We start from the raw sequence: 25,858 nt of genomic DNA, 5'->3' as shown, positions 1-25,858 counted from the left end.
GCAAGAGCAATAGTCATAAATGTATAATTCATCATCGCGGCATATCTTAATCGAGTGTAAAAGTCGGCAATTGTTTATATCCTGAATAGCGTCATCCTTCAAATTCCACCGATCAAGATATAATCCTTATACTTAACGCCGCCTGTTCCATTGACTGTCGTAGGGGCAAGCCATTGCAGTTTATTATATTGGGTTCTGAAATATCCGCGCCTCATATGGGGACGAGGGCTTGCCCTTTTAATCGGTAAACCTTCTTGTGTGGTGTTCTCGTCACTTGCAAGCTGGCGCTGGCGCGGTTTAACGGCCAGAAGGTGATAATCGTAAAAGGGCTTTTTATTCCGTTTCGCCCGTTTCTGGTTTAATTTTTCCGGCGCTTTCAATATCACCGTCTCGATACCTTCACAGGACGTATAGGTACAGGCGCTTAAAATGGTAAAGGCATCTTCATAATCGGCTTTCTCGACAGTCATTGTTTTCCGGCTGCTGTTCTTGGAAAAATAACTGTCGGCCAATAGCACAAATGGAATACCCTCAAATACAAGATCGCTCTTGCTCTTATGCAGCTTGTTTTCATAGGGCAGAAATACGGCTGTATCTCCAAGCGTCCAGCCCTCGCTTGTTTTGCGGAAAAACACGCAAAACGCTCCCTTGGTTGTTCCGGCATCAAGGCAGATTTTCAATAGCTGCGGCAAATAGCCCAATATCTCCATATCAGGCTCGAAGCATAAAATAGTGCGCGGCTCAGTGGTTTGACCAGCGCTTACACATGTCTCGAAAGCGGTTACTGGAAATGGTAAATGAAAAAAGTCCATCAACTGTTGGTCATAGCTTTCCGGTGCCAATAATTCACCATTTTGCGGCAACTGGAATTTAACAGCACTATCGAGAAACATCGATAGAATAGTTGTGATCGTCATGTCGTTGACACTGCCAAGAGGTCGATCAGTGTCGATAAGACCTTCCAGAATATGCGTACTATAATTCAGTCTTGCCGGTTCATTCATCTGTCACTCCACAAATTTTAGAACGGTGAAGGTGGGCTTCTACCGTTCTCCGTAAGCAGGCCAAGGCCGCTGGCGGATAAATACATGTGTCTGCCAAGCCACACGTTTTTATAGCAAATTTATGGCGGTTGACCAATCCCCAATAGGTCGGTCAACCGCCTTGCGCCAGTCCAATGATATGCCCCGCATTTCATACCTGACGCAAACCAGACACTTAAGAGAGGGCTTGGTGTCTGGCTTTTCCAATTCTCCAAATTCATGAAGCGACGGTACAAACGCTCTAAACCGCTGCTTCATAACGCCCTTGCCTCCCAACAAGGACGATTTGCAGATAAAGGAGCCGCTTTTGCATGGAGATAGCTGGCGCAACTTTCTGCTTTGGTGTCGCGGCGTTCCCGGCCACAACAAGTATTCCATCTTATGCGTGTTTATCAAAACCGGTCTCAAACCCGTTTTTCAACAGGGTTGCCAAAGTGTCTATTCTTTTTTGGTAATTCGGATGCGCCGCATTTTCTGCCATGGTTTTGAAAGCAATTCGTGCCATCTTATAGCGGTATTCATATTGCTGTATCTGCTCGTCATAGAGTGGTCGAAAAAGCAGATATTGAGGTTCAATCTGCATTGCCTTTAGCAACAAAACAAATTCTTCCAAGGTTGCCGATTCATTTCCATCAAGCAAACTGCTCAATCTCGCTTCGGGTATATTGGCCTTATCTGCCAATTCAGCTAATGGAATAGCTGCAATTTCTACAAAAGCGGCTAATTCTTCAGCGATTATTTTTCTAATTTGGCATTTATCCATACCCTCTCCACCTTACTCTACTAGCTAATGTATCTTTCGTGTCATATCGGCATGACTAAACCCATAATCATTGATTAACTGGTCTGTAGCCTTCCTTCTTTCGATAAAGTATTCTTTGCCTTTTGCTTTGGCATCATTCAGTTCATAAATCATTCGGGCATAGCGGAAAGAGTGATATGGTTTATCATTCACGTTATAGACAGCTTCGAAAAGTAGCGCTGAAGGGTCAATACGCAACACTGTACATATCCAAACCAATGTTTCTACCCTGATAGGGGTTTGGCCGGTCGCAATATCAATAAATGCTTCACGCTCTATACCAAGAGTATCGGCCATCTGTTGCTCAGAATAACCGGCATTCTGGTACATATTGTAAATGTCCAAGCCTATGATCGTTCGTTTATCTTTATCCGCTTTAATCTGCGCTAAAAGCCTGTTCCACTCGTCTTGTTTGATATTGTCTGGAAGTGGGGCATTAAGGGCAATATCGATATGGCCATCATCAACCATGCGGTTTAATGTTTTGGCGTAAAATTTTAAATCCGGTGCGTCGGTCAAGACATCATCGTCAAAGCCTTCAATATTTTCGTCTTCAATATCGCGGCCTGTTGTCAATGCTTCAAGGTAGGAAAGACCGTTTTCAAGCAAGGCCAAAGCGTTACCGGCCAGTTCTTTGTCAAAAGGCCATGTTTTTTTCTCATCATCCAATATCGAGACAAGATGATTGTAACTGCTTTTTATGATACTGATTGTTGAATGGAATATATCTATCTCGCCATTTGGCGCGTCTCGTGCAATTCCAATTTGGCGCGTCTCGTGCAATTCCATCTGTTGAGCCTTGTGACATGGCTCTCCCCTTCAAAGCCTGTGGTGCATCCGACACAGGGGTCTATCGGGAAAGTTAAGAACTGTTGCTAGGCTTCCAGCTATGATGCCTTCAGTGCCAACTTAGGCTTTTCACACACCAGCATTCGCGCTGGGGCTTCCACCGTTGCCCTGCTTTCACAGTAAGCACCTATTTTATAACATCAAGCTTTCCCGACCAATTAGAAATGATCGGGCAGCGATAAGGTTCCATGGACTATCGGACTCTGGTTGCCCAGAGCCTGACAGTGAAAGAAACCTATCTTAGTGCCTAGCTTTTCGTTCTTAACCGAAAGAATGGTGATGCACTGTCTCTGGCCATTCCGTCTATCACTATAAAAGAATATTTTTAAAAATCCATATCAAAAAACATTGGTAATCATGACCTTATTGCGTCATTTGTTAATTCTGTGACTAGATGATCGTTATGACAATGCCCATATGGAAAAGATATGCAAGAAATGTTTTAGTGTCTATTATCTCAAACAGCAAAAGTCATTGCCAAGACACAAGCGGAACATCTAGAAGATAAGATCTCACTTTATCTGATTGAAGTCGAAACCGCAACTAAATGTCGTAAGCGCGGTTGTAACGGCCATATCCGGGTTGCGCTCAGTGAAGGCCGTAAGACCAGAACATTCGAAGGTATGTTAAAAGAGCATGCTATATCACGACTGCGGACATCTTACATCTGACCGTCATTGGTTGCTTAAATAGCCAATGACGGGAACACTAAACATTAACTTTAATATATAAGGGACGCGTTGTGTTCATTTGAGAGTTTCAAATTGCCTTTCCGTCAGTGTCATTGGGCGGCCTCCAATGCAGCGCTTTTGCTGGTGTGATTTTCCTATCCAGACCCCATTTTTCTGCAATCAATCACTTGTCTTAAAGAAGTAGAAGGGAAACAAAACTTATGTGCAAGAACCTATCTTATCCTTTATAGCGTTCGATGCCTTTTAACTGTTGCCGACGCTCTATGAATTCGCGAACTAAGGGCAGGAAAAAAGCCTTGCTAAATGCACCTATGGGTGGATCAGGCTCCAGATAAAAAGAACTTCCGATCTTATCAATGTTGAACTCGTCTAAAATAATCCAAAGTCTTAAATCCTGCTCCAAACCAGCACGACGCTTTTCTATATCTGGTATCTCGACTGCAAATCGATCTTGGCTAGGTTCTTTCGTCGTTATCGGCCATAAAATTAAGAGATCGTTTTGCAGCAACCGCATTGCAACAGCTGCAGGACGTTTCTTACGCCCCTCAGTCTCGCCTTTGCTGGCTTGATGTTCCCACAGATACGGATAGATAATAATGGAAGCTGTACGAATATCATCGTAACTCATGCGTCATTCTTTCCATATTCCGTAGCGGCTTTTTGAAACTCTTCAAAGAGTTCATCAGACATACTTTCTATCGTATGAACAGATCGTGTGTCATTTTGAGCGATCAACCGCTTATAATCAACGATATTCATAAGCACTAGCCTCGGCTTGCTATGCTGTGTGATTGTAACCGGATGCCGCAAAGCCTCAGCAATGACATCTGCTGATTTTCGACTAAGATCGCTAGATGAATATTCTTTAACCATATTGGACATTGCTAAAATTCCTATATTTATGAATTATACGAAATATACGTATTTTCCAACATATTTCAAGTTATAAGATTAAGAAATGAGAATGCTATGACTAAACCGGGCTTTACCCATTGTGTATGTAATCGCTTGTGTGAAGGCACGTTTCCAGATATATATAACAAACAGCTTGGGATGGTGACTTAATGCCAAGTGTGTTTCAAATATCAAAATTTTTCCCAAAACGACTATGTTCAATGCCAACTTTGGAAAGATTTAGATATGCATGAATCAACTGAACCACTTTTTCGATACCTAGACAGTTTAGACGAAAAAAGCCGTGACGAAGAATGTAAAAACATTCTCGCATATATCTGCTTGGAATTCGGATTAACAGATTGTCGAGTGGATTTAGAGAAACAATTTCTCAAAGAAAACTGTGATGGTAAGCCGCTCACGATAGAAGAGCGTGCTGCTAAGCATGTTATTCTTCTGGAACGACTGTCCAGTACGTTGCACTAATCATCTGATTAAGAACGATAGCAACCCAACATTTACACGAAAAAGACAAAATCCAAATACTGATGATTTTTTCTACAGTCTCTAAATTTTTATAAATTTCTATTTGTCGATTCGTCCTTCATGATAGGTATTTGGATGAATACGAAGAATATTAACACCGACAAAAACAATGTAGATATAGGCGAACTGAGACAATGTGCTGCTTTCCTGGCTGAACTTATTGTCAGTGACCCTGATAAATACGGTCCTCTCATGATTATGTATGAGCGTTACGCCCGCGAAATAGAAACACGAGAAAATAACTTGAGCAAACTTGATCTCTTGCGTTTACAGGTTGAGAAAAATAAGGCTGCCGCAGCATCATCAAACTCGTCATAATCACATGACTTGATAAGATCTACGTCATGGACCTCATATATATTAATGCGTAGACTTGACGTTGATCATTTTAATCTCGTAAAAGTCAACTTCGTGCTACTTATTTTGATAATAGGTAGCACGAAGTTGACAAAAAATAGCAACACCATTTTTCTTTTCACGGTGCGCCGCTCAGGCGAATAGGATTCATTGCGACTGATATAAATTGGCTGATTTGTATTGAATGATACCTATCTTTTTATCCATATCAAATTCTTGATTATAGCGTTGGCATCCGCAACGAATATCTGAACTTGTAAGAATTTCTTACAAGTTCAGATGTCAAGCAATTCTTGACGACTTATGCTCTTAACGCATTATATCTCTTCATAATCATTTATTTCCAATGCTAGTTTTGTAGCTAAATTATTGATGGATCAAAGGGTATTGCAATCTTGCTTAACTCCTGAAGTCTCCACTCTAAAGACCCACCGGAGCCATATTCTGGACGTTTCAAAGAATGCCCCATCAGGATACGACGCAATTCGTGATCAACGCCAGCTTCCTTCATACGATCCTCAAACAAATGCCGGAACGAATAAATTGAATGCTTTTCACTCGGGAACAGCTCATTTTGTTTAAAATACTTATTAAGCGCATTGGATAAATGTGTTTCCTTGTCATGATAGCGCGGGAAACCATTTGGATGCTTTTGCAATGCGGCAAGTGCCAAGCCAATTAATGGCACCTGACGGATTGATGAGCGTGTTTTGATCTCACGGCGTTTCCCCTTTTCATCCATAGGTGCAATCTCTATGTGGGGCACCTTGGCATCAAGGCGAATACGCTCTGGGGGCAGATTGGCAATCTCACCCAAACGCGCACCAGTATCAATGGCAACCATCAAAATCGCGCGCGCTTCATCATTCATCCCTTCCAACGCACCCTTAACAAGGATCTTTTCTTTAACCCATTCCAATGGAAAAGGCGGACGGGACTTGCGATCAGTATCCTTGAAAGTCAGTCCATCAAAAGGATTTGTTCGCTCGGCATCGCCGATATATTTAAAATAATCGGCGTAGAAACCACGTGCCCTTGCAAGCTGTTTGCGCCCAAAAGAAGCAGAATGGGTCGGTTCACCGTTATGAGGAGCCACCTTGTTCATAATAAACTTGTAAAACTTCAGCGCATCTTCACGAGTGATATCGCCAATAGCCTTATTGCCAATTTCCTCTCGTAAAAGGTTGAATGTATGTTTGCGTTCTTTCGTCCAATGATTCTTCTGCGCCGGGCTTTTGGCTTTGATGATCGGAGGGGCTATGTTCTCAAAATAGGTTTTTTCAACATCGCTAAGCGTGACATCGGGAACTTTGACCATCCCAAGCACCGAATCAAGAGCCTGAACATTTTCTTTTTCTTTTTGTGCGATCTTCACACGATCCGTCATCAATCGAAGTGGTTCTTCCATAATTTCATAATAGGGCTTGTAGCTAAAGCCCATAGCTTTTGCTCTGGCTTGTGCCGCGCTGTAGCGGTGCTGAGCAATTTTACTCTCTCCATTGACCATCAAAGAAGCCCAATATTGATTATCAGCCTCTTCCAGAATGTCGCGCTGTTGGCGGGCTATATAAAGTTCATCCGTTTTTAAAGCAACGCGGATAACAGGACCGCGCTCATCAATATCTTTGAGTTCAACAGGAACTTTTCTTTTATAGTAAAATTTACGGCCGCGAAGGGCAAGATATCGGGTTGATCCAGTTGATTTGAAACTATTTGTTCTCATTCCAAAGTGTCCCAGTTTGAGGGCCATTTGGTGTCACATTTGGTGTCCCAAATAGCCATTTTCAGCGTTTTTTTTGGAACCGATAAAAAATATTAGAACAAAATCAATAAGTTAGCATTTGTTAAGTGGTGCCCAGAAGAGGACTCGAACCTCCACGCCTTGCGGCACAGATACCTGAAACCTGCGCGTCTACCAATTCCGCCATCTGGGCATTGCGTTCCATCTAAGCTGGCAATCTTAAACTGTCAACCGGATTTTTATGTAGCCCACAAGCCATCGTAAAATTTATCTTGAAGACCATTTCGCCGTTCCCGAAATTATAAAATTCCAGCACTGGCAGGATAAAAGAACTTCCATGATCGAGAGGCGCCATAAAAACGGACCAGTACGTCGTGAAAAGATCAATAAAGGGGAATGGCAGAGATGTCACGTGACCGGCAGACCGGAATGCGCAACGGAAAGGCTGAGCTGTGTCTAAATGATTGCCGACGGATCGGCAACAGTGTTTCAAGCCGTTCAAGCCGGTTGTTGTGATGGGGGGCGGGAAAAACAACACAATTGGAACATAACAGCACCCGCGAAATTGAAACAAGTACAATAAAACAGTGTGCACGAAAAGAAGCGAGTAAAACAAAAGGAAAGGCGCGGGGAAAGAAGGAAGGCAAACAAAAGGAAACGGGCTGGAAAGACGGTCGTAAAACAAGAGAGGAAGCAAGGAAAAGAACTAAGCAAAAAAACGAATTGAACGAAAAAGATTTAAGCAAATCAAAACAGAGCGCATGTAAAAAGCAGGAAGTAAAACAAAAGAGCGTGGATGCAACAGAAAGAAATAAAACAAAAGAAAACGCACGGAACAGAACTAAGAAAAACAAAACGAAATACACGAAAAAGAGTTAAGCAACTGAGAATGGGGGGCATGTAAAAAGCAGGAAGTAAAACAAAAAATAGTGGAGGCAACAGAAAGAAGTAAAACAAAAAGAAACATACAAAGAAGAAGTTATTAAACAAAAGGGAAGTTATAGCAACAGAAGGAAGTAAAACAAACGAGATGCAAACAAATGAATAAAGTGGACGGAATAAAGCCGTCTTGATTGTTCGCCGATTTGGGGAAGTTCACCGCAACTGAAATAACGTAGATTTTTCTGTTTGCAATGTGGGGCAATATAATGTCGTTAGGCAAATGTCTGGCAGTGTGATCTCAGGCAATGTAACGTCGGGCAATGTGATGTCAGGATTGCGATGCAGACAGTGTAACGTTGATTAGTGTAATATCAGGAATGTAACGTTACGCAGAGTAATGTCGAGCAGTGTAACGTCAGGCATAGAAATGCCGAGAAGTATGATTTCGGGCAGAGTGATGTCATGTAATGGAACGTCTCGGAGAACAATGTCGGGCTATGTAAAGCCACGCAGAGTAATGTCGAGCGGTGCAATGTCGCGCAATGTCATGTTGGGCGGTGACATGTCGAGCAGTATGAAGTCTTGAGCAAGGTAATGTCAGGCAGTGTTATGTCTTGGGGTGTGGTTCTGACTATTTCAATGCCGCCCCGCCTTTAATCCCGCCTTTAATAGTGCGCGGTGCATTTTTGCGCAGCTCAGCTTCAGGATTTGTGGTTTCAGGTGTTAGCTATCAATTTTCATGATGGTGACTGATAGAAAGCAGCGATTATAAAAAATGCCGGAACAGATTTGTTCCGGCATGGCATAGGTTTGAATCGAGGTTTATCTATTCAAGCACTTTTTTGGAAGCAATTGTTGAATCGGCATTAAGCTCGTAAATCATGGGAACACCTGTTGCCAGCTCCCGCTTGACAATTTCTTCGCCGCTCAAGCCTTCCAAAGCCATGATGAGCGCACGCAATGAATTGCCATGGGCTGCAACGAGTACCGTTTCTTCACGCAGTACATGCGGCTGGATGTTGTGGAGGTAATAAGGCCAAACGCGTGCACCTGTATCGCGCAAGCTTTCGCCGCCCGGAGGTGGAACATCGTAAGAGCGACGCCAGATGTGAACCTGCTCTTCGCCCCATTTCTTGCGTGCATCATCTTTGTTGAGGCCGGAAAGGTCGCCATAGTCACGCTCGTTCAAAGCCTGATTTTTGATTATTTCAAGCTTTGGCTGCCCCATTTCGTCAAGAATGTGCTGGCAGGTATGCTGTGCGCGTTGCAGAGCGGATGTGAAGGCAATGTCGAACTTCAATCCTGCTGCTTTCAATTTTTTTCCGGCGGAGATTGCTTCTTCCAATCCTTTTTCAGAAAGATCGGGATCTTTCCATCCGGTAAACAGATTTTTCAGGTTCCACTCGCTTTGTCCGTGTCGAACCAAAACCAATATTCGCGACATTCTTTCCTCCTTGATAGGGGTTTACTCAAGTCAATTAATCATTAAGACCCAAAACATCGGCCATGGAATAAAGTCCATGCTTTTGCTTTTGTGCCCAGAGTGCAGCTTTCACCGCGCCATCGGCAAAAATCGAACGGTCCTGTGCGAAATGCGAAAGAACAATGCGCTCGTTTTCACCGGCAAACACCACCGAATGGTCACCGACCACAGTGCCACCGCGTAACGACGAAAAACCGATTGTACCGGCTTTTCTTTCGCCTGTATGCCCGTCACGCCCGCGCACACTCACTTCTGCCAAATTCTGATTGCGAGCCTCTGCGGCGGCTTCACCTAAAAGCAGCGCTGTGCCGGAAGGGGCATCAACCTTTTTGCGGTGGTGCATTTCGGCAATCTCGATATCGTAATCTTCCATATTCAAGGCCTTGGCTGCTTTTTTAACGAGACCCGCGAGCAGGTTTACGCCAAGGCTCATATTGCCTGATTTGACAATTGTTGCATGGGCGGCAGCCGCTTTGATTTTCTTTTCATCTTCTTCGGAAAAACCGGTAGTGCCGATCACATGGACAATGCGTGCCTGCGCGGCATAACCTGCATAAAGAACGCTTGCCTCCGGACTGGTAAAATCAAGAACACCTTCGACCTTGGCAAAAACCGGTAAAGGATCATCGGTAATGGTGACACCCAGAGGTTCCTGACCAATAAGAAGGCCTGCGTCTTTCCCTACGAATGGCGAATCCGATTTGACAATGGCGCCTTGAAGTTCGACACCTTCAATCCGCCCGATTGCCGAAAGCAGTTCTCTACCCATTCTACCATCAGCACCAACCACCGCCAAACGCATTGTCTTCTCCTGCAAATCATTTTTATTGCGAAATCATTATTTTACGTTTTATCTGATTGGCAAGAAAATGAGAAGAGCTTTAACCGGTGAATAAAGCGGCATCCCGTTTTTTAAAAAATTATTCGGTTGCCGAATTTTGAAGGCCGGTTTTCGTTAATCATGTCGTTTCCGTTCGCCATCTATAATTCGTTCATCTCTATTGCCGTCAATTCCGGTTTTCTTTCCGACTTTTTCATTTCGGAAAGGAATAATCGGCAATCGGAAAAATCATTACGGAATGTTTTTTTGTAAAAACCGGATGCCGAGGGTGACGGCCTTTATCCAGGAAAAGCCGGTTGTTTTTTTAACTAAGGGTGACAGATCTCTTTTTCCAATCAGGAACAATATTTTGCGTTTTATAAATAAAAGAACGCCGAATCCGGTTTTGAAAGTGCAAGAGGTTTAACCGGAACGCCAAAATGATAAACTCGAAAGAATATTCATGTCAATCATATTCCATTCGGATTATTTTGAGTTGCAGATTTAGAGAGCGAATATCATCAATAATATATTGGTTATAGAACAATATTTTGAAGAATTTGAATTTAAATGTAAAATATAATATAATCAAAATAGCATTAATGAATAATGCCGATCGGGTCCATAAAGGCAGACATGATGGCTGTCATTTCCCCTTCATTTATGCATCAGGTGGGCTGGTGCATAAGAGGTGAGTCAAATGATAAACACATCCTATTCCGCTTATGGCATCAATCAACTTTCCACTCAGAATACGGCAACAACGTCCACCCCCAAGGGGAGTGATACAGCGACATCTGTTGTGGCCGAAAAGTTGAAACCTGCCCGTATCAACGTGACAGATGATGCTGAAAGTTTCAAAGGACTTTCGCGCAATCAACTTGCTGAAATCATGGCCAATAAAGATGGACTTTATACGGAAGACCAGCAGGATACAGCAGAGTTCTTCATTTATGAAATGGGCATGGATGAATATACGAGGGTCTATCAGGCGACTGGTAGTCATAGAGCAGGTTTCGAGGCGTTGATAAAGTTTGAAGATCAAGCAGGTCCTTTAGAAAAGCAGACGTTTCAATGGGCAAAAAGGCGCGCGAATGCTGTTGTCATTTACGAGAACTATGCTCGAAGCGATGGTGTTATTGCCAAGGATTATGACATCGCAAACAGTCTCTATAAAAAGTTGAAAGCTTTCTATATTCGCATGTCTAACGAAAGTTCTATTGCTTTCCTCGCTGGTCGCGAAATGCCCGATCTTTACGGTGATCCGGAATATAAAAAGATAAAATCGGATTTTTATGCAGAAAACAGAACGGGCTTCAAATTTACTGTTTGAGCCGGTTGTAATTCTTCGCCAGCAGAAATTATAATCAAGTTGAAGATTGAAATCGCCGGAATTGTTTTGGCTGGCAAAAAATATGTTTCCTGTGCATCAGGAAGCATAGCCGTATGTGAGCGGGCTTGAAGGATTATTTCCGGCGAGAAAAAGCGGGATTTCGTTTTAGTTGAAAAAAAGTTTATTAATAGTTTTAATTAAAATATTTGTTTTTTATTTAATATTTTGAAAGAAAGAAAATAATCAATATTTCTATTTGTCGTTCCATTAGCGCTTCAGTCAGAGATTATGCGCTTTCTTCCGTTGTGATTTGGGGTGTGATTTGGGGTGAGTTTTAAAAATATCATTATTGAACTGTCAGGAAAAATATTTTTAAAAATCACAAAAAAGATTAATATAGAAAATATATATAGTTCAAATTCTCATAATTATGCACAAAAAAACCGTTAATTGATTATAAAAATGTAAAATGAATTATAATATATTGCGGTTATAGGCTCGATTGGAGTTTGTATTATTTTATTAACGGGCATTCATGAAGAATGTTGAACTTTCGGTGGGGGAGCATGATAGCTTGAAACCATATGTCACCTGTGGAGAGGTGATATAGTCAATATCAACACAAACATGAATGTCGGCTATTCCAACTCTGAAACTGCATTAAAAATTCTACGTGAGGCGTTAAGTAATAGCGGAAATACAGCCGCTGATAAATCCAGCGCCAAAACAGTGAGCCGAGAGTAAAGAACAGAAACAGCAGAGCGAGGTCAAAGATTATTCGCGTCCTGTACCTCTTGGTGCAGATCAAGCGCCAATGAGTGGTGCGGAAATTTCCGATTTTTCCGAAGTCGTTGGTTTACTTCAGGATGCAATGGGCAAAGATTTCAATATCAATGATTATCAGCCCTATAAAGATGCCAGAATGATTATCACTATTCAGAGTTTTTTTGAATCGGACGATGCAGACCGTTTGACAGATGAGCAATATCAGAAAATTGCCGTGGCTTATGCGAAAGAAATATTGGCCTATTGGCCGAGTGCCGATCGGAACGAGTTTTTACAAGCGGTGGAGAACGATAGCGTCGAAGTGATTGGCCGTTCCGACTATGATACGCATCCTCTCTTTGGTGTAGCAGATGAAAATTTTCTCAATAACGTCAAGCGATTGGAAGCTTCAGGCAAAATGGTCGGAGGTTTTCAATTTGGAAACAGAATGGTTGGCGTGATTTTTTAAATAGGGAAGGGTATCTCTAACTCGTCAAAACAGAGAGCGAAAAAATAGGAGGTGAAATGACTGGCCTGTTTTATCTTTTTATCACCGGTTGAAACCGGTTATAAAACAGCAACTTGTTTCACCCTTTACAATTTTTTGCAAACCCTTTGCCACTTGTTAAAGTGACATTGCAGGCTTTGTTAGAATGCTGAAGATTTTTCACTTTTCCCTTGGTTTTTCAAGGCCGAAACAATTGGCGGACGCTTTCATGAAAGGGGCGGGCGGGTCACTTTGGCGAACGCATTTGACCGGTCGTTCCGGCAAAAGGATTTGGCAGGTTGCGTTGACGAAATGATTTGGCGGGCCACTTTGGCAAAAGGATTTGATAGTCCGTTGTGACAAGGGGGAATGAATGGCTATTTTAGCAAATTGAGAGACCGCTTTGGAAAAAGGGTTTCGCAAAGCTGTTTGAAAGTCAATTGATCGACTTTTTAACAGGATTTGTTTATTAAACAGTCAATAGAACGGTGATGGTCGTTTGCGTTGTTTTGCGCCGGTTTAAGAGGCGGCGCGTTTGCCGGTCGAGTGGAGGCGGGGTGGTGTTCAGTAATCGGAAGATGTGCCCGAAAATGCTTTGTCTTGACGGAAAAATCTGCTTCGCCTTTGAAACAGGATGATCTTGCATGGATCTTTTACCGGAACAATTCTGCTTTCGCATTCGATTGATACGATCTTGTCTTGGATATTCGCCGGAACGATTCTGCGCGTCAAGTGCCCCGATAAGATCATCAATTGAAGCCTCGCCGACAAACTTCGGCGTTGTTCCTTCGCAAACTTTTGCGTTTCCTGCTTTTTCTGCTTTTTGCGTTCTTTCTGCCTCTCACGCTTTTCAGGTTTTTCGGGCTTTATCTGCTTTTCGCGCTCGCTATCTTTCGTGTGGATTTTAATTCATCAAAAAAGCCTTACGGGGTGTCTTCTGTAAGGCTTCAATTCATTGTTTGTCAAAATCTGTAAGACAAGAATTTCCTGTCGGTCGAAATCAATTCTGCAAAGCGTAACTTTTTGAAATTGGCTAAGCGTAACTGTTGCAAACTGCAAAGTTTTGCCAGCGCTTGAGATGTTTCTTTGCCAAAATTTCTTTTATCAAAATTCGTATTTGAGTTTGATGCCGCCGCCGCCACCCTGGCGGGCGCCGACATAGCCTTGACCATCAACATTGATTGTCAAAGCTTTGTTGTCTCTCAACGGGTTCATCTTGAAACCGGCTTCAAAAATGCCGGTCGAGCCTTCAAGTGACGGTTTGTGCAAATCGAATTCATAGGCTTTTGCACCGACATCGCCATCAAACTCGTAATCATAGGTTGCGCCGATATAAGGCTTGAACCAGTCATTATATTGATAGGAATAACGGGAGCCGAGTTCGATACGCGAACTCGTCGAACTGTCGAAATGCAATTTTTCCTTGTCGATTTTAACGGTATCGCTTTCCATATGTGTCCATAAATAGCGGCCATAGACATCAAGGGCGCGCCGGTCATCAAAATTGAAGACATAGCCGCCCGTGACATGGCCACCGAAATAATTGGCCGTGCTGTCATAAGAACCGTGATAGTCGACCACCTGTTCCGCAAGACCGAATTTGCGACCGGCAGTAAACTTCCCGTCCGACTGACCGAAACGCAAAGATGCATCGGCATAAAGCCCGTCAGTTTCGTCGGGTTTCAGATTTTTCACCAATCCAAGACCGGTTCCGGCAAATTCGACACGGGCGAAAATGCCACCACCCTTATAATCGTTATCGCCATCGCCATGGACAGAAGCAAAACGGTCGAAACTGTTATGGGTGTCATAAGTACCGCGGCCATATTCAAAGAATGCGCCGGTCGTGACTTTATGACCGGCTTCAAGGTTAAAGCCGAAAGCAAGACCGGCAATCATGTTGAAACCGTCAATCTCGACATGGCTTCCTGTCTGATAACGGGAGGAAGAGCCGCCGGTTATGATAAAGGGAACATAGAGCGGATGATTGAAGCGGTTATCCGCTCTTGTTGCCATACTGCTAATTGTGCCCATGCTGTTGGCAATAACATCGGAGCCTTGCGAAACAAAGGCGAGGCTTGCTGCACGACCTTCCGAATAAGCCTTCGACTGCGGGTTCAATTGTGCGGCAGATTGATCCGGATTGTTGTGATTGCCGCCATTATTGCCACCGGTATTATCACCGCCACCAGTGTTACCGCCGGTATTGTCTCCACCGGTATGATCGCCACCTCCGGTATTATCACCGGTGTGATCGTGATCTTCATCATGATCGTGATCGGGAGTTTTATCGGTTTTCTTGTTAATTTGCAGAATGAAAGCGGTGTTGTCTCCGGCCTTATTTTGTTTAAGCGTTGTATCGTAAAAGATAAATTGACCCTGTTTGAGCGCATAGGAAACAGGTGACCAACTGCCGGCAGATTTATCAATCAAAGTGATGGCGTCACCGGCAATAAAGCGTGGTGCTTTCGCGTCCAGTTGGGCGATTGTGTGCTTGGTATTGGTTAGATCAACCGGTGTACCGCCTTCGGCAATTTTTATCACTGTATCGCCATTTTTGGTATCGGTCGGTAAAGTCCAGTTATAATTTTCAAAATTATAGATACCGGAAACGGTTCCGCGGTAACCGTTGAGATTGAGAGTATTGCCGGAAAAAACATCGGCTGTGAGGCAGTCTTGACCATCACCACTAAGGCTGCGACCACCCCAGATCGAGCCGTATTGTGTGACATTTCCGCTCTCATCGCGTTCGCCAATGACGATCTGGTCGCCGTTAAGAGTTACGGTATTGTGGTTGGCATTGCCGCCGAACCCCACCTCGCTGTTGATGAGCTGATTTTTGTCGTTAAAGTGAGTGCCAGCTTTTCCACCTTGTGAAAGACCGCCATATATATCTTTATTGATTGCGGATTTTCCGGAAATTTCAATTGTATTGCCGCTGACATCACCGGCATCACCACCCTTGCCGCCGTTTTTGTCAATGCTGTTGCTAATGTCGCCAAAGCCACCGTCTCCGCCAATGCTGACGCCGCCATAAACCCCGTATTTATGATCGCCATTAGGGCTTGTTTTCGTGCCATAAAGTGTCACGTCGGTCAAACTGATACGGTTATTGGTGACATTGCCACCTTTGCCGCCATTACCATTGGTTTGTGTCGCGTCATATCCTATTCCGCCAGCACCACCGACACTTGCACCACCATAGATACTTCCGCCATCCGAACCGCGAATACCGGACCCTTCATTGCTATTGTTTTCGCCGTCGATATTTCCGGCAGCGCCGCCAGCACCACCGTGAAGTTCTACCCGTTCAAGGATAATGATATTGCCACTCACAGTACCGGCATTGCCACCAGTGCCGTTTTTCAATCCCCCTTGCGAACCATAGCCACCGGCACCACCAAGGCTGATCCCGCCAAAAACGCTGCCGCCGCCAGCGCCACCGCCGCCGCTGCCACCCATACTAACACTCTTGTCGCCTTCTTCGTCCAAGATTGTAATCGTATGGGAAATTGACCCGCCGGTACCGCCCGCATTGCCATTCAATGTGGAATCGACAATCTTAATCCGGTTATTGGTAACATCGCCGCTATCGCCGCCATTGCCATTATATTTCTTTGAATTCGAGCCGTTGCCACCGCCGCCGCCGGTACTCAAACCGCCGATAACACTGCCGCCGCCTATGCCGCCAATGCCGCCACCTTGACCGCCTTTGCCGCCAATACCGCCATTCAGTGTTGTGTGATCGAGAGAAATAATATTGTTGCTGACAACTCCGCTACTGCCGCCATTACCGCCTCTACTCTCGCTATTTTCCGTGTTTGATTTTGCGTCACCGGCACCACCGGCCCCTCCCATGGAAAGACCGCCAAAGACAGTACCGCCGCCAGCGCCACCGGCACCACCACCACTTGTTGTGCTCGATCCGCCAGCGCCGCCAGCGCCTCCGTCAATCGTGACATCAACCAATGTAACGCTATTGGATTTTACATAATCGGCGACACCTCCATTACCGCTCGACGTATCAGCCGCATAGCCAGAGCCACCGGCACCACCGATTGTCATGCCGCCAAAAACCAGACCACCACCCATGCCACCAACGCCACCGCCGCTATTGGGTGCGCCGTCACCGCCTTTACCGGCATTTCCGCCTTTGATTGTTACATGGTTCAGGGTGAGTTCGTTATCATGGATGGCGCCACTATTACCGCCATCAGCATTCGAGGCGCCGCTACCTCCGGCAAAACCACCTCCGCCGGCAATCGCCAGTCCGCCTCCGATGATACCGCCGCCGAAACCGGCCGTTCCGCCACTCCCGTTATCGTTAATGGTCGAGCCGCCATTACCGCCGTCGGCTCCGGTCAAAGTTACATCCGTTAAAATAACGTGGTTATCGGAGATGACACCCGTTGAACCACCCTGACTATTATGTTGGGTTCCGCTATAGCTGGTGCCACCGGCACCGCCGATAGAAACACCGCCCAACACACTTGCACCGCCAAAGCCCGCGGCACTTCCACCGGCTTTCGACCCACCATTGCCGCCTTTGCCACCATAAAGGTCGGTTTTTTTCAAAGTAACATAATTGCCGCTTATGTCGCCTCCATTGCCACCATTTGAACCATCGGCGGTTGAATGTGTAGACCAGGCTCCGGCACCACCGATACTGATTGCGCCAAAAACCGAACCACCCCCCATGCCGCCAACAGTGCTTCCACGATGGTTGTCATCGGGTGAACTATTTCCCTCACCGGCATCGGCTCCATGAATGGCGACATTATCAAGGGTAACATGAACGCCCTTGATGTAACCGCCATTTCCTCCCAAGGCCGCATTCGTACCATCATAGGCGGTACTCCCCGGTGCGCCTGCACTGAGGCCACCAAAAACCGAACCGCCTCCCATGCCACCAAGTCGACCGGCTTGTTCGGCATTTGTTGCTTTATTTCCGGCTCCACTCCAGTCATATTCGACATCTTTGACCGACACGATCGCCCCTGTGTTAGAGGCTCCATCAATGCCATTATTGCCTGTCACATCATATTGCACAGAAGCAAAGCCATAGACATTATAGGGAGCAACAGTGTTTTCCCAATGCGTTCTTTGCCCGGAGACAACCCCTTTAACGGTCAGTGTATTGGTTTCATCGCTCGTGCGCGGGAGAAGGCTCATGCGGGAAGCATTTATATCTGTCGGATCTGCGGTTAAAACGCTGTTATCAGTGCCGTCATAGGTAAGCTCGTCCGCTTTCACCTCTTCCACTGTCATGGCTGAAAGAGCCACAGCCGAAAGAACGATGCACGAGGCAGCGTTTAACAAGACCTTCGAGAGGGGGCTGTATTTAGAAGAAAGGTGCATAAAATTTCCTCGCTCTTTCATGGCCAAGGCCGGAGTCGCAAAAAAACAAGAAGCGCTCTTCATCGGCAGATAGCCGATTAATCGATGGCGCATGAATCAAACGCAGTCTATCTTGATCTATTGAAATTTAAAAGGAGAAAAACACAAAATTATGAAATCAATAATAAATAGAAAATAACACAAAAAAATTCTAATTCATAAAATAAAATAAAATGTATTGAAAATTATTTTTTATAAAATAAAATAACATAATAAAATTAATATATATATTTATATCGTTAAATATTAAAAATAGTATTATAAATATAATAAATTAGCTGGCATAATAACTTTGTTTTAATGTTAATTCTCAATATGAATAAAAGTGAAAATCGGTTTTCTATAATAGTTTTTCGGGAAGCAAAAACATAGAATGCTATTTGAAAAATGATGGTTTTAGCGGCGTTAAAAAGCGAATAATGGAATTTTACCCTTGGTTTTTCTTCCGCTCTTTGGGAAATTTGTCGGGCGCAATGGCGGAATTCTCTAAAAACCGGTGGAGATTGCAAGACTATGCTTTTTGACAAAGTCTGGAAAAATATCACAAAACAGGTTGGTCATTTTGTGTCATTAAGGTTTTCCGGTTTTGCAGATAGCAGGCAATCGCACAAGAAATCCCATTGTTGGAGAAAAATTGGTGATTGTGGAAGATGGTCGAAAAACCGCTTTGTCGAGAGATGGGCAAAACTTTTGCAGGAAGAGGAGAGCGATAAAATATAAACCAATTCCGGAATTGCCAGACAATTAAAAAGCAAGATACCGCTTAAAGAATTTTAGAATTGAAGAATTTTAGAATTGAAGAATTTTAGAGTTAAAGAGTTTTATAGCGGGTTTCTTTTGAAATTGCGGACGTGTTTCTCGTCAATAGGTGTGAGGACGGCATTCGCGAAAAGTCAAAAGCAAAATTTTCCGGAATGAAAAGACCAAAATGAAAAGAAAAGAATGAAAAGACCAAAATGAAAAAAAGGGTGGGGGGCGAAAAAAGTCGCCCGCAATAAAGACGGTAAAGCCGAAAGGGGAGTGTTCCCCCATGAAATCCGGATTTATTCGGGGGCGAAAACCGACCTGACAAAGCCCGGTTTTTCGTAATTTCTCCGGCGAGAGGTGGTCTTCTTGAGACTTTGCTCTGTAAAAGCCTGAAACTTTGATTTGAAAAAGTCTGAAACTCTGCTTTGCCAAGGCTTGAAACTTTGCCTTGCCAAAGTCTGAAACATTGCTTTGCCAAAGCTTGAAACTTTGCTTTGCCAAAGTATGAACCTCTGCCTTGCCAAAGTTCGAGATATACCTTTGCCAAAGCGTGTTTTATCAGAACTCGTAAAAGCGTGTTTTATCAAAATTCGTATTTGAGTTTGATGCCGCCGCCGCCACCCTGGCGGGCGCCGACATAGCCTTGACCATCAACATTGATTGTCAAAGCTTTGTTGTCTCTCAACGGGTTCATCCTGAAACCGGCTTCAAAAATGCCGGTCGAGCCTTCAAGTGACGGTTTGTGCAAATCGAATTCATAGGCTTTTGCACCGACATCGCCGTCAAACTCGTAATCATAGGTTGCGCCGATATAAGGCTTGAACCAATCATTATATTGATAGGAATAACGGGAGCCGAGTTCGATACGCGAACTCGTCGAACTGTCGAAATGCAATTTTTCCTTGTCGATTTTAACCGTATCGCTTTCCATATGTGTCCATAAATAGCGGCCATAGACATCAAGGGCGCGCCGGTCATCAAAATTGAAGACATAGCCGCCCGTGACATGGCCACCGAAATAATTGGCCGTGCTGTCATAAGAACCGTGATAGTCGACCACCTGTTCCGCAAGACCGAATTTGCGACCGGCAGTAAACTTCCCGTCCGACTGGCCGAAACGCAAAGATGCATCGGCATAAAGCCCGTCCGTTTCGTCGGGTTTCAGATTTTTCACCAATCCGAGACCGGTTCCGGCAAATTCGACACGGGCGAAAATGCCACCACCCTTATAATCGCTATCGCCATCGCCATGGACAGAAGCAAAACGGTCGAAACTGTTATGGGTGTCATAAGTACCGCGGCCATATTCAAAGAATGCGCCGGTTGTGACTTTATGACCGGCTTCAAGGTTAAAGCCGAAAGCAAGACCGGCAATCATGTTGAAACCGTCAATCTCGACATGGCTTCCGGTTTGATAACGAGAGGAAGAGCCGCCGGTCATGATAAAGGGAACATAGAGCGGATGATTGATGCGGTTATCCGTTGTTGTTGCCATACTGCTAATTGTACCCATGCTGTTGGCAATAACATCGGAGCCTTGCGAAACAAAGCCGAGGCTTGCTGCGCGACCTTCCGAATAAGCCTTCGACTGCGGGTTCAATTGTGCGGCCGATTGCCCCCCTTGCTGATTGTTTTCGCCGCCAGTATTGTCTTCGCCGTCGCTATTGTTTCCGGTTGTGCCGTCATTTTGTCTTCTGGCAATTTTCAGAACAAGAGCATTATCGCTGTCGTGCGTCTGCTGAAGTTTTGCCTGATAGACAATGAATTGCCCTTGATGGATGGTGTAAGCGCTTTGTGCGTTCAGTGTTCCGCTGGTTTTGTCGATCAAAGTGACGATATTGCCGGTTTCAAGGCGGTTACCCGAAGGAGCCATATCGGCAATTGTATGGTTGGTATTGGTGAGATCAACAGCCTTGCCGCCTTCGGCAATTTTTATCAAGGTATTGCCATTTTTCACATCGGTCGGCAAAATCCAGTGATAATTCTGGAAATTATAAATGCCAGAAACTTTACCGCGATAGCCGTCAAGAGTGAGAGTGTTACCGGTAAAGACATTGGCCAATTCATTGATTGTGCCGTCGCCTTTCAGGCTGTAACCGCCATAAATTGCGCCGTAACTTACTATATTGCCGCTTGCGTCGCGCTTGCCGATGGTTATTCCATCGCCTTCAAGTGTAATGGCATTTCCAGTTATGTCGCCAGACAAACCTGTTTTCGCTTTTTCGCCGGCCGCACCACCTTGCGAAAAGCCGCCATAAACATTGCCGGAGATAGAGGTTTTTCCGGAAATGACGATTGTATTGTCTTTAACATCGCCACCTTTTCCGGCCGTGCTTTCTCTGCCATCACCATCTCCGCTTGCTCCGCCGATACTGGCCCCGCCGAAAACCGAGCCGCCCTCAAGCCCGTCAATTCCGGCACCGCCCATACTACCTTTTCCTCCGCTTCTGCCGACATCGCCGGCATTCAAAGTGACATTGTCGAGAAGAATATGATTGTTGTAAACGTTTCCACCTTTGCCAGATGTTTTTGTACCAAAACCATTGGCACTGGAGATGGATAAACCGCCGAAGACAGAGCCACCAGCCACGCCACCATTGCCAGAACCGGCATCATCTTTCGACAAACCGCCATTTCCGCCATTTCCGCCAGTCAATGTGACATCGACAAGAGAAATTCCATTATCATGGACTGCACCGCCATCACCGGCTTCAAGAGGCCCACCTGCAGCACCGATACTGACACCACCAAAGACGGAGCCGCCGCCGAAACCGCCTAGACCTCCCGCGTTATCATCCATATCAGGATTAGCTCCGCCATTGCCACCAGCACCGCCAATGAGGGTTACATTTTTCAAACTTATTGTATTATTGAATACGTCACCGCCGTTTCCGCTGTCGCCCTCTTCGTCATCATGGTCGAACGCGTATTCGGTAACTCCAATGCTCAATCCACCAAAAATAGAAGCTCCTCCCATGCCTCCGATACTGCTTCCTGCAACGGTTGACATCACGTTTTTTTCATTCGTTGCATTGCCGCCATTACCGCCCGTCACGCTGACATTTTCAAGGATAATGGAGTTTCCGGAAATGCTTTTGCCATGTACTCCGTTTTCTTGCTCCTCATTACCGCTTGTATTTGAAGCATTGCCATAGCTCAGCCCGCCGATTATGGAACCGCCGCCGAATTGACCGGGTTGAGAATAAGAATGGTTATTTTCGGCAGTAGTGGCTGACCAGTCATAGGAAACATTTTTTATGATGAGGTTGTTAGCGGAGATATTATCGCTAAGGGGGTGGGAAGCCGCTTTATTTTCCTCGAAGATATCGACCCCGCCATAAATAATATAAGGTGCAATGGCGCCATCTGTTGTCGACCATTCTATCTGCTTGTCTGACCCGCCAATGACTGTGATCGTATTTCCGGAAAGGTTTGTTTGCGAATAGAGGCTTTTATATTGATCGGAATTGGATGTGGAATCCTTGAGAAGCAGGCTATTATCACTTCCATTATAGCTGATCTCGCCGGCTAAAGCGCAATTTGCAACAAGGCTTGTGGAAGCGGTTATGCCTATTGCCGCAGAAAAGGCACATAGAGAAACCGAATGCAAATATTTCAGTTTGAATGACATGATAAAACCCCGAGAAGCAAATGAAAGTGCAGCTTTTCCAAAGAAATCTGGTAATTCGCCGAACGAGTTTTTTAAGAGCTATCAAACAGGAAAGCAAGGCCGATATGGCATACGCCACACATATCGTTAACACAAAAATAATATTTTGCGTTTGCATTTTTAAAAATTTATAAATTGAAAGTACATTTTTTGCCGGATTGACCGTATGAAACTTCAAACGGAACGGGAAAAACTTTGTCGGTTTAAATAATTTTCTGTTTCAATAAAAAGTGTCAGGTAAAAGGCAGGTTATGTGAGCACTGAAAAGACGAAGAAGATTGTCGCGATAGGGTGGAAAAGCGCCTTCAACTGGTTAACAGTGCCGATCATTCCGCTTGATCGTTGTCGGGGCTTTATCGGGCGAAAATTGGTTTTATAGTTCCGCTTGATCGTTGTCGGGACTTTGTCGGGCGAAAATTGGTTTTATAGACGTCAATCGGGATTGGTTACTATATTCGGGGTGTTTCCTGTTTACTCCGGTTTTTAACCGGTATTTTTGACTTTAACCGGTATGATAGAAAAGGAACGGGCCTTACTTATCAAGCATGAAGCGAGCGGGATCACGGACATAGGATTCCATTCGGACAAGTACCGAAGGAATGGCTACTTCAGGTTTTTGACCCGGAACCGGCCTTTCTTATCAAACATGAAGCGAGCGGGATCATGGGCATAGGATTCCATTCCGACAAGTGCCGAAGGAATGGCTACTTCAGGTTTTTGACCCGGAACCGGCTTTCTTTATCAAGCATGAAGCGAGCGGGATCACGGACATAGGCTTCCATTCCAACAAGTGCCGAAGGAATGGCTACTTCAGGTTTTTGACCCAGAACCGGCCTTCTTTATCAAGCATGAAGCGAGCGGGATCATGGACATAGGATTCCATTCCGACAAGTACCGAAGGAAGGACTACTTCAGGTTTTTGACCCGGAACCGGCCTTCTTTATCAAGCATGAAGCGAGCGGGATCACAGACATAGGATTCCATTCCGACAAGTGCCGAAGGAAGGACTACTTCAGGTTTTTGACCCGGAACCGGCCTTCTTTATCAAGCATGAAGCGAGCCGGATCACGGGCATAGGATTCCATTCCGACAAGTGCCGAAGGAAGGACTACTTCAGGTTTTTGACCCAGAACCGGCCTTCTTTATCAAGCATGAAGCGAGCCGGATCACGGACATAGGATTCCATTCCGACAAGAGCTGCCCGCGGGTGAAGGATAATGAAGGTAGCGATTGTTTCAAGCAATTTCTCGTGCGGCTGTTTGTGGATGAAATTTTTGCGAAATTCGGTTTCGTCTAACAGTTGGAGCATTTCCGGCAAAATACCCCCGCCAATATAAACGCCGCCTTCGGCTTTGAAAACGAGGGCAAAATCACCGGCAAGACGCGCGAGATAATTGATGAAAAACCGGACTGCGTCAAAAGCCGGATTGTCATGGGGCCGGTGTTGATTGGCAAATTGTTGATTGGCAAATTGTTGATGGAAAAGCAAGGCTTCAGCCGTAACTTCTTCAGGCACTGCGATATTGGAGGGAACCCCGCGCATGTCGCAGAATGCGCGATAGATGTTGAGAAGTCCACGCCCGCTTAACAGCTCTTCGGCACTTACACGGCCGACAATTTTTTTCAAAAACGGGTAGAGAGCAAGATCTTCTTCGCTTTGCGGGGCATAATCGACATGTCCGCCTTCTCCTTCAATCGGGATATAGCGACCGTCGAGATAGATCAAACCGGCAATGCCGAGACCCGAACCGGCACCGATAATGACTTTTGTATTATCTGTCGCGGTGTTTATCGGGCCAATGGCTTGCAGATATTTTTCCGGCAGGGTCACCGTCGACAGGGCTTGCGCCTCGAAATCATTGATAATGAAGACTTCGTTGAAGCCGAATTCTTTTATCAGCTTTTTCGGGGCAATAACCCAGTCACAATTGGTCAATTTGATATGATCGCCGGTGACCGGACCGGCAATGGCCAGAAACAGCGATTTCGGAGCCGTCTTTAAAAGTGGTAGAATGGTTAGCCGGATCGCCTCTTCAATGGTTGGAAATTCATCAACCTTGCGGGTGGCAATGGCAAGCTGTTCGCCAGCCTGATTGAGGATGAGCGAAAATCGCATATTGGTGCCACCAATATCGCCGATAAGAACAGGAAATTCCAGATTTTGATTTTGCATAAAGGCCATTCCTCGGTTTGGTGGTTGATTTGCAAAGATCCTCTTTATTCAAGCTATTCATATATCCGCTTTGCTCAAGTAGTTAAATATATTCGCTTTGCTCAAGCAATTAAATATATTCGTTCTCCCAAGCAGTTAAATATATTCGCTTCTCTCAAGCTGTTAATATTTGCACAGTCATTTCTATTTAGCCGGTTTTTCCGGTGCATTCAAAACCGCACGACATTCCTTCGGCAAATCCGAAACCATCATCACACGCGGTTTCGGGGGTGGTGTTGTAACGGGCTTTTTGGGTTTTTTGTCGGCCCATGGTTCATCGGTAAACCACCAGGCAAGCGATTTGTCGCAACCGTCACCGGCTGTCACTTTTGGTTGCGGTTTGCAATTTCCCGAACCCGGCTGGCATTTCAACCGCACATGGAAGTGCCAGAAATGCCCCCAATAAGGGCGCACTTTCTGGAGCCATGAACGGTCACCGGTGACTGTGTCGCACAACTGTTTTTTTATTCCCGGATGCACAAAAATGCGTTCGACTGCGGGGTTTTCTGCTGCGTCGCGAATAAGGGCTGTGCGTTCGGGAGTCCATTTTTTCGGGTCGGCATAAAGCGAATCTTTTTTAAGCATAGACACGCCTTGCATATTTTCTCTTTCTTCCGCGCTTAAACGGTGGTCCGGCATAGGTGTGAGCCAGATATCCGCATCAAGCCCGATCTGGTGGGAAGCGTGCCCGTTCAGCATCGGCCCGCCGCGCGGTTGCGAAATGTCGCCGATGAGGAGACCCGACCAGCCATCTTTGGCAGCCTGCCGCGACAATTGCTCGATAAAGCGTATGGTGGCCGGATGCCCCCAATTGCGGTTACGCGAAAGGCGCATGACTTGCCAGTTGGGGCCGTCGATCGGCAGGGCTTCGGCACCATTGAGACAACCTTTGGAATAAAAACCGATGGATTGCGCTTGACCGGACGAGGGCAATCTGACAGCACCAAAAGCCTGTTTTGCCGGTGCGTCGGAAGTTTGTTCGGTCGGCTCTTCACTATGCGCCAGCGCCATTGGCAAAAAAACCGCAGCCAATGTTGTTGCCAAAATCCGGTTGAGTGACTTGAACCGTGAAGACATTCCTAACGCCTTTCAAATGCGCAAACTTTTTTTAAAAGCACAACAATGTTCAATATTTGCA

17 protein-coding genes and 1 tRNA gene are annotated in these 25,858 nt (G+C 45.2%); 5 read left to right on the top strand and 13 right to left on the bottom strand.

Annotation, left to right across the window (positions count from 1 at the left end; translation table 11 throughout):
• Positions 1–98 precede the first annotated feature (98 nt).
• The 5 genes from BBC0122_RS09565 to BBC0122_RS09545 all read right to left on the bottom strand — a co-directional run bounded on the left by BBC0122_RS09565 (position 99) and on the right by BBC0122_RS09545 (position 4,268).
• Complete coding sequence (locus BBC0122_RS09565) at positions 99–1,004, bottom strand: AcrVA2 family anti-CRISPR protein (RefSeq protein ID WP_077993350.1); 906 nt, start codon at positions 1,002–1,004, stop codon at positions 99–101.
• 418 nt (positions 1,005–1,422) lie between these two features.
• Entirely contained in the window at positions 1,423–1,806 is a 384-nt protein-coding gene (locus tag BBC0122_RS09560) for a hypothetical protein (RefSeq protein ID WP_077993348.1), read from the bottom strand.
• A 24-nt stretch (positions 1,807–1,830) separates the two neighbouring features.
• Positions 1,831–2,634 carry a hypothetical protein gene (locus tag BBC0122_RS09555; RefSeq protein WP_077993346.1) on the bottom strand — a complete coding sequence of 268 codons (804 nt, stop codon included), beginning with the start codon at positions 2,632–2,634 and terminating at the stop codon, positions 1,831–1,833.
• 969 nt (positions 2,635–3,603) lie between these two features.
• Entirely contained in the window at positions 3,604–4,014 is a 411-nt protein-coding gene (locus BBC0122_RS09550) for a hypothetical protein (protein WP_077993344.1), read from the bottom strand.
• Positions 4,011–4,268: a type II toxin-antitoxin system prevent-host-death family antitoxin gene (locus BBC0122_RS09545; protein ID WP_077993342.1), complete on the bottom strand. Its 258-nt coding sequence runs from the start codon at positions 4,266–4,268 to the stop codon at positions 4,011–4,013. Before BBC0122_RS09545 ends, BBC0122_RS09550 begins: the two co-directional genes overlap by 4 nt.
• A 633-nt stretch (positions 4,269–4,901) precedes the next feature.
• Between BBC0122_RS09545 and BBC0122_RS09535 the strand changes: the two genes are divergently transcribed.
• Positions 4,902–5,144 (top strand): hypothetical protein, encoded by a 243-nt coding sequence (locus tag BBC0122_RS09535; RefSeq protein ID WP_077993340.1) that lies wholly within the window; start codon positions 4,902–4,904, stop codon positions 5,142–5,144.
• Between the two features lie 400 nt (positions 5,145–5,544).
• Here the strand turns inward: BBC0122_RS09535 and BBC0122_RS09530 are convergent, their stop codons facing one another.
• Together BBC0122_RS09530 and BBC0122_RS09525 are read right to left on the bottom strand one after the other, a co-directional pair.
• The gene (locus BBC0122_RS09530; protein ID WP_188318024.1) at positions 5,545–6,906 is read right to left on the bottom strand and encodes a DUF6538 domain-containing protein; all 1,362 of its coding nucleotides are present in this window, start codon (positions 6,904–6,906) and stop codon (positions 5,545–5,547) included.
• 126 nt (positions 6,907–7,032) lie between these two features.
• A tRNA-Leu gene (locus BBC0122_RS09525) sits at positions 7,033–7,117 on the bottom strand.
• 347 nt (positions 7,118–7,464) lie between these two features.
• On the opposite strand from BBC0122_RS09525, the gene BBC0122_RS09520 reads away from it, so the two are divergent.
• Entirely contained in the window at positions 7,465–7,803 is a 339-nt protein-coding gene (locus BBC0122_RS09520; protein ID WP_077993338.1) for a hypothetical protein, read from the top strand.
• 829 nt (positions 7,804–8,632) lie between these two features.
• On the opposite strand, the gene BBC0122_RS09515 is transcribed toward BBC0122_RS09520, so the two are convergent.
• On the bottom strand, positions 8,633–9,250 hold the full coding sequence (locus BBC0122_RS09515) for a 2,3-bisphosphoglycerate-dependent phosphoglycerate mutase (protein ID WP_077993337.1): 618 nt from the start codon (positions 9,248–9,250) through the stop codon (positions 8,633–8,635).
• 34 nt (positions 9,251–9,284) lie between these two features.
• Complete coding sequence (gene dapB, locus BBC0122_RS09510; protein WP_077993336.1) at positions 9,285–10,091, bottom strand: 4-hydroxy-tetrahydrodipicolinate reductase; 807 nt, start codon at positions 10,089–10,091, stop codon at positions 9,285–9,287.
• 718 nt (positions 10,092–10,809) lie between these two features.
• Here dapB and BBC0122_RS09505 point away from each other — a divergent pair.
• A complete protein-coding gene (locus BBC0122_RS09505; protein ID WP_077993334.1) occupies positions 10,810–11,442 on the top strand; it encodes a hypothetical protein in 633 nt (210 codons plus the stop codon).
• An 814-nt stretch (positions 11,443–12,256) separates the two neighbouring features.
• Positions 12,257–12,676, top strand: coding sequence for a hypothetical protein (locus BBC0122_RS09500; protein WP_077993332.1), 420 nt, complete (start codon positions 12,257–12,259; stop codon positions 12,674–12,676).
• 1,122 nt (positions 12,677–13,798) lie between these two features.
• On the opposite strand, the gene BBC0122_RS13045 is transcribed toward BBC0122_RS09500, so the two are convergent.
• Positions 13,799–18,052, bottom strand: a complete 4,254-nt coding sequence (locus BBC0122_RS13045) for an autotransporter outer membrane beta-barrel domain-containing protein (protein WP_188318023.1) — start codon at positions 18,050–18,052, stop codon at positions 13,799–13,801.
• A gap of 552 nt (positions 18,053–18,604) precedes the next feature.
• Between BBC0122_RS13045 and BBC0122_RS09490 the strand changes: the two genes are divergently transcribed.
• Entirely contained in the window at positions 18,605–18,811 is a 207-nt protein-coding gene (locus BBC0122_RS09490; RefSeq protein ID WP_077993331.1) for a hypothetical protein, read from the top strand.
• Between the two features lie 610 nt (positions 18,812–19,421).
• Here the strand turns inward: BBC0122_RS09490 and BBC0122_RS09480 are convergent.
• From BBC0122_RS09480 to mepA, 3 genes are all read right to left on the bottom strand, one after another.
• Positions 19,422–22,469 carry an autotransporter outer membrane beta-barrel domain-containing protein gene (locus BBC0122_RS09480; protein ID WP_077993327.1) on the bottom strand — a complete coding sequence of 1,016 codons (3,048 nt, stop codon included), beginning with the start codon at positions 22,467–22,469 and terminating at the stop codon, positions 19,422–19,424.
• A gap of 1,147 nt (positions 22,470–23,616) precedes the next feature.
• Complete coding sequence (locus tag BBC0122_RS09475) at positions 23,617–24,681, bottom strand: glucokinase (RefSeq protein WP_077993325.1); 1,065 nt, start codon at positions 24,679–24,681, stop codon at positions 23,617–23,619.
• 183 nt (positions 24,682–24,864) lie between these two features.
• The gene (gene mepA, locus BBC0122_RS09470) at positions 24,865–25,797 is read right to left on the bottom strand and encodes a penicillin-insensitive murein endopeptidase (RefSeq protein ID WP_077993324.1); all 933 of its coding nucleotides are present in this window, start codon (positions 25,795–25,797) and stop codon (positions 24,865–24,867) included.
• Positions 25,798–25,858 lie beyond the last annotated feature (61 nt).

Source organism: Ditibartonella choladocola (assembly GCF_002007565.1).
GTDB classification, from domain to species: Bacteria; Pseudomonadota; Alphaproteobacteria; order Rhizobiales; family Rhizobiaceae; genus Bartonella; species Bartonella choladocola.
Note: the sequence above shows the minus strand (reverse complement) of the source record. Positions and strands in the feature narration are given on the sequence as shown.

Excerpts from the sequence above, each read along its gene's own strand:
- BBC0122_RS09560 (WP_077993348.1), bottom strand. The coding sequence starts at position 1,806 with ATGGATAAATGCCAAATTAGAAAAATAATCGCTGAAGAATTAGCCGCT.
- BBC0122_RS13045 (WP_188318023.1), bottom strand. The coding sequence starts at position 18,052 with ATGCACCTTTCTTCTAAATACAGCCCCCTCTCGAAGGTCTTGTTAAAC.
- BBC0122_RS09535 (WP_077993340.1), top strand. The coding sequence starts at position 4,902 with ATGAATACGAAGAATATTAACACCGACAAAAACAATGTAGATATAGGC.
- BBC0122_RS09545 (WP_077993342.1), bottom strand. The coding sequence starts at position 4,268 with ATGTCCAATATGGTTAAAGAATATTCATCTAGCGATCTTAGTCGAAAA.
- BBC0122_RS09515 (WP_077993337.1), bottom strand. The coding sequence starts at position 9,250 with ATGTCGCGAATATTGGTTTTGGTTCGACACGGACAAAGCGAGTGGAAC.
- BBC0122_RS09530 (WP_188318024.1), bottom strand. The coding sequence starts at position 6,906 with ATGAGAACAAATAGTTTCAAATCAACTGGATCAACCCGATATCTTGCC.
- mepA (WP_077993324.1), bottom strand. The coding sequence starts at position 25,797 with ATGTCTTCACGGTTCAAGTCACTCAACCGGATTTTGGCAACAACATTG.
- BBC0122_RS09565 (WP_077993350.1), bottom strand. The coding sequence starts at position 1,004 with ATGAATGAACCGGCAAGACTGAATTATAGTACGCATATTCTGGAAGGT.
- BBC0122_RS09550 (WP_077993344.1), bottom strand. The coding sequence starts at position 4,014 with ATGAGTTACGATGATATTCGTACAGCTTCCATTATTATCTATCCGTAT.
- BBC0122_RS09505 (WP_077993334.1), top strand. The coding sequence starts at position 10,810 with ATGATAAACACATCCTATTCCGCTTATGGCATCAATCAACTTTCCACT.
- dapB (WP_077993336.1), bottom strand. The coding sequence starts at position 10,091 with ATGCGTTTGGCGGTGGTTGGTGCTGATGGTAGAATGGGTAGAGAACTG.
- BBC0122_RS09500 (WP_077993332.1), top strand. The coding sequence starts at position 12,257 with ATGAGTGGTGCGGAAATTTCCGATTTTTCCGAAGTCGTTGGTTTACTT.
- BBC0122_RS09475 (WP_077993325.1), bottom strand. The coding sequence starts at position 24,681 with ATGCAAAATCAAAATCTGGAATTTCCTGTTCTTATCGGCGATATTGGT.
- BBC0122_RS09480 (WP_077993327.1), bottom strand. The coding sequence starts at position 22,469 with ATGTCATTCAAACTGAAATATTTGCATTCGGTTTCTCTATGTGCCTTT.
- BBC0122_RS09490 (WP_077993331.1), top strand. The coding sequence starts at position 18,605 with ATGCTTTTTGACAAAGTCTGGAAAAATATCACAAAACAGGTTGGTCAT.
- BBC0122_RS09555 (WP_077993346.1), bottom strand. The coding sequence starts at position 2,634 with ATGGAATTGCACGAGACGCGCCAAATTGGAATTGCACGAGACGCGCCA.